Source organism: Hymenobacter montanus (genome assembly GCF_014699115.1).
Classification (GTDB): Bacteria; Bacteroidota; Bacteroidia; order Cytophagales; family Hymenobacteraceae; genus Hymenobacter; species Hymenobacter montanus.
Genome location: NZ_JACXAD010000010.1, coordinates 1 through 13874, shown reverse-complemented (window position 1 = coordinate 13874; position 13874 = coordinate 1). Strand labels below are relative to the sequence as shown.

Below are 13874 nucleotides of genomic sequence, written 5' to 3'. Positions count from 1 at the left end.
AGCGCAAATCAAGCACCGAAAAACTATCCGCTTCTCATTCTTTCCTCCTCAGCTGCATTCCCACGCAGGCCAGCAGCAGCAGGCCGTACCGGGCCGCGTGGGCCAGCACGGCGCCTTCGAGGCCCAACCGGGGCAGCAACACGGCCAGCAAGCCCCCAAACACCGCGGCCGAGGCCGCCTGCACGGCCACGTAGGGCCCCGTCCGGGCCCGGGCCGTGAGCTGAAAGATGAATAGCCAACTGAGAAACTTAGCCCAGTCGCCGAGTAATTGCGGGGCCAGCAACTCCTCCGCGCCCAGCAGCCGGGGCGCAAATAGCAGGGGCAACAACCAGTTACGAACCGCGAAAAGCAGTCCCAGCCCCACCGCCAGCCCCGGGGCCAACAAGGCCGCCACGCCCCACAGATAGCGCTGTGCGGCCCGGGGCTGGCCGGTCAGAGCCGCCAGCTGCGGGTAGAAAACGCTGCCCATCACGGCCGCAAATACCATGGTATAGTTGTCCGAGAGCTTGGCCACGGCCTGCCACAAGTCGGTGCGGGCGGGCCCAAAGGCCTGCAACAAGTAGTTGCGCAGCCCAAAATCCACGGCCTTGCCAAACAGCAGCGTGCTCCCGGCCATCAGCAGGAACTGGGCTAGGCGCCGCAGGGCCAGGCGGCTCACGGGGGCGGCCAGGTTCAGGTGCCGCAACAGCCCGGCGCGCGCGGCCAGCACCAGCGCGGGCCCGGCAGCCAGGCCCTGCCCCAGCAGATAGGCCAGCAGCACCCTATTCAGGGGCCAGCCAAGCCACAACGCCCCCGCCGCCGCCGCCGTACCGAGCATGGCCAGCAGCACCGATAGGGTCAGGTAAGCCCGCAGCTGCCGGGCAGCCAACAAGGCGGCCCCCAACAAGCTCTGCCCGGTGAGCAGGGCAATGCCACCCAGAAACGCGGCCAGGCTTGCCCACCCCCAACCAAACAAGCCGCGGCTGGCCAGCACCACAGCACCGGCCAGCAGAGCCGCAGCGTTGAGCCCGACTGCTGCGCCAACCCACACGCGGTAGCGGCGACTACCCGGCCGCAGCGGCGCCAGATACGTAACCAGGCCCACCTGCACCCCGTCGTTGGGCAAGGTGGTGAGCAGGGCCATAAGGTTCTGAAACTGGGCCAGCAGCGTCAGCCCCCCCGCCGGCGCGTACACCGCAAACAGCTTGTTGACGACCAAGGCCCCCCCCGCCCGCGCCGCTACGGCCAGGGCCGTGCCCAACGAGCCGCGCACGAAGCCCCGCCATACTGGAGGCGGCGGGGTAACGGCGGGGTTAGGCGGCGGGCTGGACATGGAGATTCACAAGATTAGCGCATTCCAGTAAAACCTCCCAGTAAATTATTCACCTTTCCCTCATTCGCTCACCCAGTGTTTTGCCCGCTCAAAGCGTTTTCTCCCAACTGAGGCGCAAGCCCGCCACGCCGCCCAGGTGCCGCTTAAAGCGCAGCAGCGAGGTATTGGGCCCCGAATCGAGCGTAGAGGTGCCCAGGTCCAGCACAGTCAGGCCGCTCGCCCGGGCAAAAGCGTGGAGGCCCTCGTTGAGCAGCACTACCGGGCTCAGGCTGTTGCAGCGCAGGGGGCTGGCCGGATAGAAGTTGTAGAGCACCTGCTCGCTAACCTGAATGGCCACCGTGAGGGCCGCCCACTGCCCATCGGCCTGGCGCACCGAGAACAGGAAATGCTTCGCGGGAAAATGCCGAAACAGCTCCTGCACCCGGGCCAGCGGCAACGACAGCTCCTGGCCCCGCTCCTGCCGACAGGCCCGAATGAACTCGTAGGCGGCCGGCAACAAAAAAGGGGGCTCTTGCTCGAAGTGCAGGCCGTGCCGCCGGCATTTCTGCAGCCGGCGCCGCTCCGACGGGTGCAGGTGGGGTTCGTAGGGACGGCCCGGGTCGAGGTGGTAGTTTTGCTCGGCCAGCACGACCCGGTAGCCGCGCTGGCGCAGGGCTTCGGCCAGCCCGGCGGCCCCGGCGGGGTCGTAGGCAAACGGGTAGCCGCGCAGGGCCACCCGGCTGATTCCGCGCTGCCGGAGCGAGTGCTCGGCCGCCGCCAGCAGCTCGTGCAGATTGCTCACCGTGACCCCGGCCGCCAGCTGCACGGCGCCAAACGGCGCTTGCCCAGGGCTGCGGGCCCAAACTCCGTCGGCGGCCAGGGCCCAGTGCAGCTGCGCCACGGTGCGGCCCGCCGCCGCATCCTCCAGGTAAAAGCTAAGCCCCCTTCCACTGCCGGGCTGCAGCGCCTGGTGGGCCGGCAGCAGGTATAGAAACGACTCAAAAGCCAGGGGATACCGCGGCTCGGCCGGCCCCCCCGGTCCATAGGGAGCCTCGTACACGGCCAGGGCGGCCGGCCCGGGTAGGGAGCCCGCTTCGGCGGCAGCGAATGAATTGGTTAGTTTCAAACCCAGATGTGGTGGCTAAGCCCGGCAAAGTACGGCACAGAATAGCCGGTCCGGGCCACTTTCTTCGGCCAGCGTCCGTAAACTGCGGCGCGAACTGCATTTTCGCAGCTCCTCGGCGGGCGGGGCTAACCCGACCCGCGCGCCAGTGCCTTTGCTTCTCTCCGCATGAATCCCCTTAACCCCAGCAAGTCCCTCACCGATATTACCATCAGCGACCGCGAAGCCACCCGCCAGGCCCGGGAGCAGCGGGTGGGCCAGCGGCCAGGTACGCTCACGATTAAGGAGGACGCCCTGAAGCCCCGGCTCTTTTTAGTGTCCTACAGCGAGTCGGAGCTGGTAGAGGAAGAGTACACGGACCGGTACGAAGTGCTCCTTCACTACCTGCGCGAGCACCCCGAGCTTAAGCACTGGATAGACGTGCGCGGTTACGGCGACCTGCCCCTCATGGAGCAGATAATGAAAGACTTTGGCCTCCACCCGCTGCAAATGGAAGATGTTCTCAACGACTACCAGCGGGCCAAAGTGGAGGTGTTTGATGACGAGCGGCTGTTCATGGTCTCGCGCATGACCGAGTTTACCGCCGAGCTGGAAATCGACGACGACCAGCTCTCCCTCTTCACGGGCCCAAACTACGTGCTCTCGTTTCAGGAAGATTATGACGACTGCCTCGACACGCTGCGGGTGCGCATGCGCGCCAACTTCAGCGTTTTGCGGCGCCAGCCCAGCCTGTACCTGGCCTATGCCCTTACCGACGTGGTGCTCGACCACTACTACCCCACGATGGCCGCCATCGGCGACTACATCGACGACCTGGAAGCCGCCATTTTTGCCGATAAACGCCCGCCGCGCCTGCTCAGCCGCATCCTGCACATCAAGAAGGACGTGGTGCGCTTCCGCCGACTCGTGTACCCGGAGCGCGAAAAAATTGCTGAAATCCTGCGGATGCCCGCGGAAATCATCCCAGAATCGCTGAAAATATTTTACCGCGACGCCTACGACCATGCCATTCAGGCCCTGGACCTGGCCGAAAGCTACCGCGACAACATCTCCTCGCTCACCGACCTCTACATGTCGGACCAGAGTAACCGCATGAACGAAGTGATGAAAGTGCTGACCATCATCAGCACCATTTTCATTCCCCTCAGCTTCGTGGTCGGTCTCTACGGGATGAATTTCCAGCGCGAGAACCCCAACGGCACCATCAACTACCTCAACATGCCCGAGCTTTACAAGCCCTGGGGCTACCCTTTGGTGGTAGCCGTTATGCTAGTCGTGGTCGTCATCCAGCTGGTGTACTTCTATCGCAAGGGCTGGCTGACCAACCGGTAGGCTTCGGGGTCAAGAGGTGGGCCTACGCATCGTCAACCATTCCCAACGCCCTTCTTACCTGGGCCACCCGCTCGGCTACGGAGCCTTCGACAAGGACGTAGGGAATGCGGTAAAAATCCAGCTGCATCAGAATCATGCCGTGCTGGAAGCTGCGCAGGGCCTCGGGCCCGCGCCACCCATCCTGCTCGAACGGCACGGTGGGAGCGCACACGAACGTGTGGGCGTAGCGCTGCCCGCAAACGGCCGCCATAGCTTGCAAAGCCGGGTCGCAGCGGTGGAAATAATAGTAGGAATACAGCGCCGTAGTGGCGGCGTTGGTGTCGCAGAACAGCACTTTCCGGGCCTTATGGGCGGCCTCATCCTCCAATTCAGCGTGGCGCCGGGCAATGTAGAGCAAGTCTTCGTAGGCCAGGTTGCCGTTCTTCTGCTCGTGCAGGGTACGGCCGTACTCCGGCACCCAGGCCGTGTGGCAGGCCTCGGCCAGGGCCGCGCACAGGGTCGACTTACCGCTGCTCTCGGCCCCGAGCAACACCACCCGGGGGATGGCCGCGGGCGGCACCACCCCGAGCTGAGCGGCCACCAAGGGGTGCAGGTACGCGGCCGTAGCCAACGGATTTTTCCGCACCAGCGTGCCCGACACCGGCACGTGCCGCCGGGCAGCATCTACGCTCACGTGGGCCGCGCCCAGGTGCTGCGCAAACCCCGGTCCGTAGGCTTCGCTGGAGAACACCGTGGCCACCGCGATGCCCTGCCGGGCCAGCCACTGGCGCACAAACTCCCGGTGGACGTCGTCGGGCGCGGCATCGGGCGGCACCCCATCACCTTCGGCCGATAGCGCGAAAACCCGGAGCGGCGTAGTCCCGATTCGTGGTCCTTGAGCCAGCTCATCGCCCCGGTACAATTCCCGAATCCACTGGGCCCGGGTGGCTGCGGGCAGCCGGTCCGCAGCCGGCCCGGGCCCGGCCGGGTTGGCGTACACCAGCACCACTAGCTCCGCTACCTGGGCCGCGGCCGTTTCGAGCAGCAGCTGGTGCCCGCGGTGCGGCGGCCAGAACTTACCAACCACCAAGCCGGTATTCGTCGATTCTGAAGATTTCATGGCAAGCAAGGGGCCGCCCCTGGTTTAATTCGCTGGTTACGGCGTGGTCACTTTGAGTTCGGTACGACGCAATTCGCGCCCCACCAGGCGCACCAGCTGATAGGAATTGGTGGTGGCATCGTAGCTCAAGCCCACGCTGGTGCCGGTGCTGGGCAGGGGCGCCCCGCCCAGCAGCCGGCCCCGGCCATCGTACAGAAACACCTGGCCGGGGCCGGGCTCGGTCACGGCGGTGATTTGCCGCGCATCCCCAAAATCGAAGAACTGGATTGGTTTTTCGCCCGAGGTAATAAAGCGCTGGGTGAACAGCGGAGCCTCTTGGGTCGGCCGAAACACGTCGAGCTGGCTGCCATCTTCACGCGCCACCACGAAGGTCCGGCCCCGAGGGGCGGGCACCAGGCGGAAGCGGGCGGTGCGGCTCCAGGTAGCCACCCGGCGCCGGCTGAGAATGTCGCCGCTCAAGCTGAAAGTTACCAGCTCGCCGTGTTGGTTCACTACCGTGAAGCGGGTGCGGCCCAAGGTAGTGCCGCTCTGCACCAGCACGTCGCCGGCCAGGCGTCCGCCCATACTCACCGGAAAGCCGGGAAACAGGTCGCCTTGGCCATCAAAGGCGTAGACGTAGCCATTTTGCAGGGGCGCCAGCACCACGTCGCGGCCCCCGACCCCGAGCAAGGCCGGGCGCCCCGCCAGCGGGAAGTCGAGCCGCTTGGGCTGCCACCCGGGAAACAGCCGTCCTTTAGCGTCCAGCAGCAGCAAGGCATTGCCGGCCGTCACGGCGAGCAGGCGAGCCGGAACGCCGGGCCCACCGGGAGCGGCCAGCACGGTGGCGACGCGCACAGTATCGGGCAAGTGCAGGGGAAAGGGCAACACCTCGCGGCCGTCGTTGGCCAGCAAGTGCAGGCGCGGACCGGCTCCGAGCAACAGGCCGCCCGGCCCGTCTCCGCCACCCGGCAACAGGCTCACTCCTACCGCCGGGCCGTCCAGCGTATCGGTCCACAGCACGGTATGGTCGGCGCTCACGAAATGCAGGGCGCGGGCCGAGTCTTGCACCAGCACGGCCGGCACCCGGGTGCCCGGCACGGGCACCAGCGTGGGCCCACCCACCAGCTCGTGCGTGAAGGCCAGGACCCGGCTATTGGCCGCCGCACCACCCGCCTGGGCCAGCGCCGGGCCGGGGTTGGGATGCCGCAGCAGGAACTGCGTGAAATACTGCGCGTCGGGCGCCTGCTCGTTGTCGGCGGGCGCGAACTGCAGCGCCATTTGCGGAAAGCGCTTAAACAATGCTTCGTTGCGCAGCAGGCCGGCACGGCGCTCTTCGGTCAGCGCGCCCAACAGGGCATTCCAGCTGTTGCGGGTATCCACGAAAAGGCTCAAGCGGGCCGCGGGCAGGGTTTCCTGCAGGAAAGCAACCTGCGTCGGGGACTGGGCCCAGGTGCGGCCAGCCACTACATCCGCCAGGTAGCCATTCAGGGTTGGCTCGTCGGAAAACACCAGGTAGTTGCCCACCAGCGTGCTCGCGCCCGCTATGGCCTCCGCAGTAAAGGGCTGGCGGGGGGCCAAGAGGGGGCCCAGCACCACGGCTTCGGAAAAACCGACCGGGTGCACCTCATAGGGCCCGACCTTATTAAAGGCCGGCGAATTGCCGTAAAGGCGGCGCAGGCGCGCCAGCCACCGGGTGGTGCGGGCGGGCACCCGGCACCGGACGAAAACCAGTTGCCGAGGTCGACTGCTGGCCGCGGCCGTAGCCAGGTAAGCAATGGCCATTTCTCCGCCGAAAGAGGCTCGCAGGCTATCCAGCGCGGCGTTACGCCCCAGGGAGTCGGCCTGCTGCTGGCTTGGGCCCGGCCAGGTTTGGGCGGGGTTGGCCGCCAAATGAATAAGGAGCGCCGTGCGGAGGCTGAGCACGCCGGCCAAGTCCTTGGGCCGGGCCGACGGCTGGCCGCGCAGGCGCTGTTGGAGGGTGCCCCCCGCGCTTTCGGGGTTGGAGAACCCTCGCAGCTGGGCCCGGCTGCCGGCCAGCTTCACTCCCAACAAGCCCTGCGAAACCAAGCTCGCCAGCTGGTCGAACGACCCGTGGGCCTCGCGGCGAAACAACACGTCCAGGAACTGCGGCAAGCGCCGGTAATTAATCAGCAGCGAGGCGTCCGTATCCCGCAGCTGCAGCAGGTCGATCGAGCTGAAGGCGGCGAGCACGGTAGGGGCCTCGGGATGAGTTAGCCGCCGCACCACCGCTTCTACCAGCTCCGGGGTGGCGCTGATGAGCAGATGGTTGCGGTAGTTGAACACCGTGAGGCTGGTTTCACTGCGCCGCTCGGTGAGCACGGTGAATTCCTGGTCCCGGTAGGTGCGGGTGGCCAGGCGGTAGCGGGCGTCACGGCCCAGGGTTTCGAGCAGGCCCCGTACCTGGCGGTACTCGCCCACCCGGGCCAGCGGGACTTGGTACAATACGCCTAATTCACCGGGGCCGGTTACGTGCACCGAGGTTATTACCAGCTTGCGGCCGAGCAGCCGCAGGAGCCGGTTTCGGCGCCGGGCGTTGCCGCCGCCCAGGCTGTCGGCCACCGCCAGATGGCCGGCGGCCTGCTGGAAGTAGCGCACGGCGGTGAGGTTATCCCACAGCTCGGTTTCCTGCAAGTGGCGAACCAGAGCGGGGTGGTCGTGGGTGCTTAGCACCAGCACCGCATCGTCGGGCACCAGGGCGTACGGGTCCACGGGCACGGCGGCTACGGTGCGGCGGTAGTAAACGTAAGTGGCCAGCGCGAGTAGCAGCAGCAAGGCCGTGAATAACGCCAGGAGCTTTCGGGACATGCAGAAAGAAGCGAATGACGGGCCACGAAAGTACGGCCGGATGGCGGATGGCAGCGGCCCCATCACCGCCCCGCACCTAGCGAGGGCAAGACGCCGTACTGTGGGGAATTGGGGTGGTTTACTTGATGGCCTCCCAACCAACCCGAGGAGCGCCTCGCTCCTACCCGGCGAAAATACCCTGCCCAGGCAACCGGACTGCCGGTCCCAGCCATTCGTCGGCGAGGTCGCTGCTTGCTTTGGGCGTATTGAAGCACCCTCCCGGCTTTCCTCATGCCCCGCCAGCTGGGGCCCTCCTGGCTTGGTTCCGGTGCCCGCCGCCAAAGCTTGCTTTTACCACCTACTGGTTGGGTCGGGCGGCGGGTTAGTCGCGGCAGAGTACAGCTCCGGGGCCCGGTTCCTGCGCCGCGTTCTATCTTCCCGGCTTCAATAAAGGGCCTACCAGCACTACATGACTGAACCACAATCAGCACCGCCGCACTTTAAGCGCGCCATCAACCTCTTCGACGCCATTATGCTCGTCACGGGCAGCATGATTGGTTCGGGCATCTTCATCGTATCGGCCGATATTGCCCGGCAGGTGGGCAGCGCCGGCTGGCTGGTGGTGGTGTGGCTGCTCACCGGCTTTATCACCATGGCGGGGGCCATCAGCTACGGCGAGTTGGCCGGCATGTTTCCCAAGGTGGGCGGCCAGTATGTGTACCTGCGCGAGGCCTTCGGGCGGCTCACAGCTTTTCTTTATGGCTGGACGCTGTTCCTCGTCATTCAAACCGGGGTAATCGCGGCGGTGGCGGTGGCCTTTGCCAAGTTTACGGGCGTACTGGTGCCGTTTTTCAGCGTAAAAAATATGCTGTTTCAGGTGGGCAGCTTCGGGGTTAGCAGCGTGCAGCTCCTGGCCATTGCCCTTATTGTGGGCATCACGGCCCTCAATGCCCAGGGCGTGCGCACCGGCAAGCTTATCCAGAACGTGCTGGGCAGCACCAAGCTCATTGCCCTGGGCCTGCTCATTATCTTTGGGGTGGCCCTGGGGTTGAATCACGAAGCCATCCTCGCCAACTTCGCCGATTTATGGACGGCCACCCGCTCCCCGGCTCCGGGGGCGAGCGCGGCGGTGCTGCCTATTAGCGGCAGCGCCCTGGTTATTGCCATCGGCATGGCCATGACCGGCTCGCTGTTCTCTTCCGACTCGTGGAACAACATTGGCTTTGCCGGGGAAGAAATTCAGAACCCCGAGCGGACCCTGGTTCGCAGCATGGCCATTGGCACGGCCATCGTTACGGCGCTTTACATCCTCATCAACGTGGTGTACCTGCTGGTGCTGCCTCTGCACGGCTCCCCCGAAGCCACTACCCTCGCCGGCCGGGGCATTCAATACGCTACCGACGACCGGGTAGCCACGGCCGTTGCCGAATCGGTGCTGGGCCAGGCGGGTGCCTACGTTATGGCAGTTCTGATCATGCTCAGCACGTTCGGAGCCAACAACGGCATCATTCTCAGCGGGGCCCGGGCTTATTTTGCCATGGCCCAGGATGGCCTGTTCTTCCCTGGGCTGGCTCGCCTGAATGGCGCGGGGGTTCCCGGCCGCGCCCTTTGGGCTCAGTGCCTGTGGGCCTGCCTGCTCTGCCTGAGCGGCTCCTACGGTCAACTGCTGAACTACGTGATGTTCTCGGTAATCCTTTTTTACGTGATCACCATTCTCGGCATTTTCGTGCTGCGGCGCACCCGGCCCGCGGCGGCCCGGCCGTACCGGGCCTGGGGCTACCCGGTGGTTCCGGGCCTGTACGTCGCGCTGGCCTCGACCTTCTGCCTGATCCTGTTGATTGCCCCCGACACCGCCGAGTTCTCGCGGCGAGGGTTGGGGCTAGTGGCGCTCGGAGTGCCGGTTTACTTTTTGTTTGGGCGGCGGTTCAGCCGCAAAGCCGCTTAGCCCGGCACAAACGCAGGTGTTTGGCCTGCCCCTTTAGCCAACGAAAAGCCGGATCCCTCAGCTAAAAGATCCGGCTTTTTCTTTTTATTATCCAAAATCTATTCCTTTCCCTTCTTGCTGCCTTTTGCGAGTGGGGTTAGGATAACATTGGCAAACTTAGCGCCGGTGCCGCGCACTACTTCATCCTCGTAGCCCGCGTACCCAAATATCAGGGCATTATCGGCGCCGTTGGGCACCTCGATTGAGTAGTTGCCGCTGGCATCCGTGCTGGTGCCTTTGCTGCTGCCCTTTAGTAATACCGTGGCCCCCACGAGCGGCCGGCCGGTCTCATCGGAAATATGGCCGGACATAATTACGGTGGCCGAAGGCGCCGCGTGCGCCGCGGGGGCTACGGGGGTTACTGTGGTTGGAGGCGCTACGGGGCCGGGCGTCGGCTCAGAGCTAGACTCGTCCGAAGAGGGCGCAACCGACGACAGCGCGGCAGCCGCGGCGGACGTCCGGGCAGATTTCCCGCTGGCCTTAGTGCGAGAGGCCTCGGCCGGCTTGTCGGCTTCCTTCGTGCTGGTGGTTTCTTCACCAAAACCATTGGCCCCCGTAGCAGTAGCCACGGTTGAAGGTGAGGCGGAAGTTGGGGTTACGGTCGAAGCTGGATCCGCGGCAGTATTGAAATCCGCGGCAGAGTTGAAATCTGCGGCGGCACCATCGGCCGAAGTTTGGGCTGTCGCATCTGTCGCGGGGGCATTCGTCTTTGCCGCCGTAGTGTCGAGCACAGCCGAGGAAGTTGCCGATGAAGGGCCCGGGTCCCCTCCTTTGGGTAGGGCCACGTAACCAACTACCAGTGCCACTACGATGGCTACCAGGACATACATCAGTCGATTGCCGCCGCCCGAGGTAAGCTCTTCGGCCGGGGCATCCAGGTTGGGATTGTATTCTTCGTTCTCGACTTTGGGTAGCTGTTCCGGCTTCATAATATAAAATTTTTAAGATTCTATTAGAAATGATTAAAGATTCACTGACTGATAAATTTACTATTTCCCATTATGGCACGCAAGTTAAGCGTTTGTCGCGTTATCTATAGCAGTTCTCAAATTTTTCTCGGACCAGTACCCGCAGTTTGACCACCAAACTCTTCCTTATCACCGGTAAGCACGGTATGCCACACCAAACCAGGCACCACCCCTGCCTGTGCTCCCCCAGGTGCCGGCCAACCCGCCGTCAGCCCACGTTCCACCTCAAACACAGCGCGCATTACCAGCCGCAGCGGTTGGGTCGGACCCGGCGCTACTGTCGGCACGGGCTAAAAAAGGCCGTTGGCCAAGGGTAGTTGGGAAGACAGGAGTAGGACTCAATATTCTGGTTACAGCTGGGTGGAAAAAATATCCTAAGCCATCATTATAAGCCCCCTATTGCTTCGCCACGCCGTCGGAAGTTATAAACCAGCCCGAGCAAGGTGCGAATGGTGCCTCCATCGAGGTGGGCGTTGGCGTAGGGAGCCAGTTCGAACACCACCTGTACGTTGCGGGAATTCCCCAAGGGCTTGATGCGGGCCCCAACCGTAAAGGAGTAGCCGTTCACCAGGGGGAGGGAATTTACTGCTGCTAACGGGTTGGTGTTCACCCCAAAGCCGGCGTAGTAGTTTACCCCCTCCCCTTTTTTTAGATTAGCCATGCCGTGCCACTCCAGATTGACGTTGGAGAGGAACGCGTTGGTTTCGGCGTTTACCCCTCCCCACAGGCGGCGGTCGGTATCTGATGCCACGCCCAGCACCGACTGAAATGGAAAGTAGGTAACCGCGACCTGCGCCACCGCGGGCTGGGCTAAGGCCAGCGCGGTCAGGAGCAGCGGAGTGGCTTTTATTCAGAGCCGGGCGAGCAGGCAAAACGCGGGCTCGGTTTATCGCGGCCGAATGGTAGAACTGGGGAAGCTAGGACCCAACGCCGGGCCGCCTCCTGGGTCGCGGTGCTAGCCAGTTTATGCGTCCCCTGCTACGGTCCCCGCTGCCGAGTGAGCGCGAAAAGTGCCATTCCGAATAAAAACAGAAGCGGGGCCGGAAGCGCCGGGACAGCTTGCGCCCCCGGCCCCGCCTCGTATGGGCAGGAAAGAGCTGAACCGACCTTATTCGTCGCTGATGGTTTCGTTGTGGCCGGCGGCCGTGGGAGCACCACCGGGGGCTTTTTCGCCAAATTGCTGGTCGCGGGTGCGCAGGTTATGATCGATTTCGTAGCTGCCTTCGGCTTCAAAGCCCGGGCCTTGGGCCTGCTCACCGGCCGTGTTGTGCTGGTTGCCCCCGCTCGGCTCAATATCTGAACCACCAATGTGTAGATTGTCGAGCTGGTCTTTCTGGTTGGAGCGTTGCGTGTAGCCGTTGGCCCCGTTGTGACGGGCAGCCGTGGGGTCGTCGCTGGCTTTGTTGTCGCTCTGGTCCTGCTTGTATTCTTTTTGCCGTTCCAGCTCTTCGTTCTGGGCAAAATCCTTGTTCTCGGTGATGTCCGCGTGCTCGCCCTCGTTGGGGGTGGTGCCGTTGCCGGAAATAGTGTCAAGAATCATAAAAAATCAGATTAAGTGACCGTAGGAATGGGGGGCCGTAGCCTCTGCTCCTCAACCTTACGCACCCGCCCCCGTTACGTTGCTGAAACGTGAGGGGCGCTCTGCTTTTGTGCTATTCAAAAAATAAATTCGGTCGATCCGGCATGCTGCTTAAGATGCAGCGAGCTGGATCGACCGAATTAGAGCGGTGCTCCCATCAGGTACCTTTTTTAGGAATTAAAAATGAAGAATTAAAAAAATGGACCAGCAGATTTTTAATTCTTCATTTTTCATTTTTAATTCTCTTCTCCTATGCGAAAACTACTCTAGTTCAGCGCCTTTCCCGGGTTGGTGCTCGTTGACTTACCCGGTGCTTCCAACAGCGGGTAAGGGCTAGAGGAAACCGAGAGCAAGCAGGCAAACCTTGCGTTAGGGCAGCCGGAGGAGTTTTTGCCGCTGCTCATAGCCGTGCCGGCCGCGCACGATGAGCAGGTACACCCCTGCCGCCAGGCCCCCGCTGGGAACCGTGAGCTGGTGCCGGCCCGCCCCCTGCTGCCCCGTTAGCAGCAGTTTGGCCCGGCTGCCATTCACCGCTTGCAGCAGCACGCTTACCTCATCGGCCTGCGGCAGCTCATAGGTGAGGGTAAAGGCTTCGCCCACGGGGTTGGGGTAGACTTCGATGAGTTTTTCTCGCCCCGGGTGCCCCGGGGCTGAGCCGAGCAGGGACCGGCTGGAGGGCACGCTGCCGCCAGCCGAGCCGACATGGATGTTGAGCGGCTTGTGGTCCTCCAGCACGGTGCCATCCTTTAAATAAGCCCGTGGCTTGAACACGTACGTCCGATTTTCCGTGGGCGTCCAGGTGGTGTAAAAGCCATTTTCTATGGGATCTACCTGACGGCTGGCGGCAATGTTCCGCCACAACGGAACGACAACCCCATCGAGCAATAACTCAACCCGATCCAGGTTTTCAATGATCTTTGATTTATCCTGCGGATCAACGTCCAAATCGTTCCCGTAAACGTCTTCCGGGCTTATTTCTACCAGCGCGCCCAACTCAAACTCCTTGTTTAACCCATCCGGTACCGGGTAGTTTTCCTTATCCCAGAAGGTGGGCGCATGGTGTCGGACCACAATATTGTGGGGATTGTTGTTGAGGTAGAGAATGGGGTACTTGGCCGTACTGCTGCCTTCATAGGAGCGGTTTTGGTGGGGGGCCACTACTTTGATGCGCTCATTGGCCGCCAGGGGCCGGCCTAAGTTGAAACAGATGATCCCGTACGCATCGGTCGACCAGCTGTTGACGCCCCCGTTCAACAAAGGTGTTTCGGCGCCACCAGCGACCAAGAACGCCTGGATCCCGCTTTGGTTGATCAACAAGTCGCCCCACTTTTCGGCCACGAACAGGCAGGGCGTCGCCGAGGGCATCGCCGGCCACTTCTCGCCGTACGGAATGGCGTTCAGCAGCGCCTGTAGGTCTCTATAGGAAATGATAGTGGCCGGGGGAATGTTAAAATCCGAGCGCTTTACCTCTTCGACCCCCGTGGCCTGAATCGGGCCGATGACGAAAACCTCCTGCTCAGACAGGATGTTGTTCGGCGATTTGACGGTGAACTCCGGATCGATTTCCAGCTGCATGATGACTCCCTCCTCCGTGAGCTGTTGGCCGGGTGGCACATAGAAGGCATCTACCGCGAATTTGGCCGCTACGGCATAGGAAAGCGACCAGGACGTGAAAATGCTGAAGTTGGAGACCGAACTGTGATGCCGGGCGGGA

General features: G+C 63.1%; 10 protein-coding genes. 2 read left to right on the top strand and 8 right to left on the bottom strand.

Features of this window, described 5'->3' with window-relative positions; translation table 11 throughout:
• Positions 1–34: 34 nt before the first annotated feature.
• Positions 35–1312, bottom strand: coding sequence for an MATE family efflux transporter (locus IC235_RS10325; protein WP_191005106.1), 1278 nt, complete (start codon positions 1310–1312; stop codon positions 35–37).
• Positions 1313–1400: 88 nt separating this feature from the next.
• Positions 1401–2417, bottom strand: a complete 1017-nt coding sequence (locus IC235_RS10320; protein ID WP_191005105.1) for a hypothetical protein — start codon at positions 2415–2417, stop codon at positions 1401–1403.
• 165 nt (positions 2418–2582) lie between these two features.
• Here IC235_RS10320 and corA point away from each other — a divergent pair, with 165 nt between their 5' ends.
• Entirely contained in the window at positions 2583–3746 is a 1164-nt protein-coding gene (gene corA / locus IC235_RS10315; RefSeq protein ID WP_191005104.1) for a magnesium/cobalt transporter CorA, read from the top strand.
• 22 nt (positions 3747–3768) lie between these two features.
• Here corA and IC235_RS10310 read toward each other — a convergent pair whose 3' ends face one another.
• Positions 3769–4845 carry an AAA family ATPase gene (locus tag IC235_RS10310; protein WP_191005103.1) on the bottom strand — a complete coding sequence of 359 codons (1077 nt, stop codon included), beginning with the start codon at positions 4843–4845 and terminating at the stop codon, positions 3769–3771.
• Between the two features lie 36 nt (positions 4846–4881).
• Entirely contained in the window at positions 4882–7650 is a 2769-nt protein-coding gene (locus IC235_RS10305) for a hypothetical protein (RefSeq protein ID WP_191005102.1), read from the bottom strand.
• Positions 7651–8098: 448 nt separating this feature from the next.
• On the opposite strand from IC235_RS10305, the gene IC235_RS10300 reads away from it, so the two are divergent.
• A complete protein-coding gene (locus IC235_RS10300; RefSeq protein WP_191005101.1) occupies positions 8099–9574 on the top strand; it encodes an APC family permease in 1476 nt (491 codons plus the stop codon).
• A gap of 98 nt (positions 9575–9672) precedes the next feature.
• Here the strand turns inward: IC235_RS10300 and IC235_RS10295 are convergent, their stop codons facing one another.
• The 4 genes from IC235_RS10295 to IC235_RS10280 all read right to left on the bottom strand — a co-directional run.
• Entirely contained in the window at positions 9673–10542 is an 870-nt protein-coding gene (locus IC235_RS10295; RefSeq protein ID WP_191005100.1) for a carboxypeptidase-like regulatory domain-containing protein, read from the bottom strand.
• A gap of 424 nt (positions 10543–10966) precedes the next feature.
• Positions 10967–11380, bottom strand: coding sequence for a hypothetical protein (locus IC235_RS10290; protein WP_191005099.1), 414 nt, complete (start codon positions 11378–11380; stop codon positions 10967–10969).
• A 309-nt stretch (positions 11381–11689) separates the two neighbouring features.
• Complete coding sequence (locus IC235_RS10285; protein WP_191005098.1) at positions 11690–12121, bottom strand: hypothetical protein; 432 nt, start codon at positions 12119–12121, stop codon at positions 11690–11692.
• A 408-nt stretch (positions 12122–12529) separates the two neighbouring features.
• Positions 12530–13874 (bottom strand): T9SS type A sorting domain-containing protein (locus IC235_RS10280; protein WP_223847202.1); only part of this gene is annotated, 1345 nt, incomplete at its 5' end.

What these genes read in the sequence shown, in the direction of transcription:
- IC235_RS10325 (WP_191005106.1), bottom strand. Translation starts at nt 1,312, where the DNA reads ATGTCCAGCCCGCCGCCTAACCCCGCCGTTACCCCGCCGCCTCCAGTA.
- corA (WP_191005104.1), top strand. Translation starts at nt 2,583, where the DNA reads ATGAATCCCCTTAACCCCAGCAAGTCCCTCACCGATATTACCATCAGC.
- IC235_RS10310 (WP_191005103.1), bottom strand. Translation starts at nt 4,845, where the DNA reads ATGAAATCTTCAGAATCGACGAATACCGGCTTGGTGGTTGGTAAGTTC.
- IC235_RS10305 (WP_191005102.1), bottom strand. Translation starts at nt 7,650, where the DNA reads ATGTCCCGAAAGCTCCTGGCGTTATTCACGGCCTTGCTGCTGCTACTC.
- IC235_RS10300 (WP_191005101.1), top strand. Translation starts at nt 8,099, where the DNA reads ATGACTGAACCACAATCAGCACCGCCGCACTTTAAGCGCGCCATCAAC.
- IC235_RS10295 (WP_191005100.1), bottom strand. Translation starts at nt 10,542, where the DNA reads ATGAAGCCGGAACAGCTACCCAAAGTCGAGAACGAAGAATACAATCCC.
- IC235_RS10285 (WP_191005098.1), bottom strand. Translation starts at nt 12,121, where the DNA reads ATGATTCTTGACACTATTTCCGGCAACGGCACCACCCCCAACGAGGGC.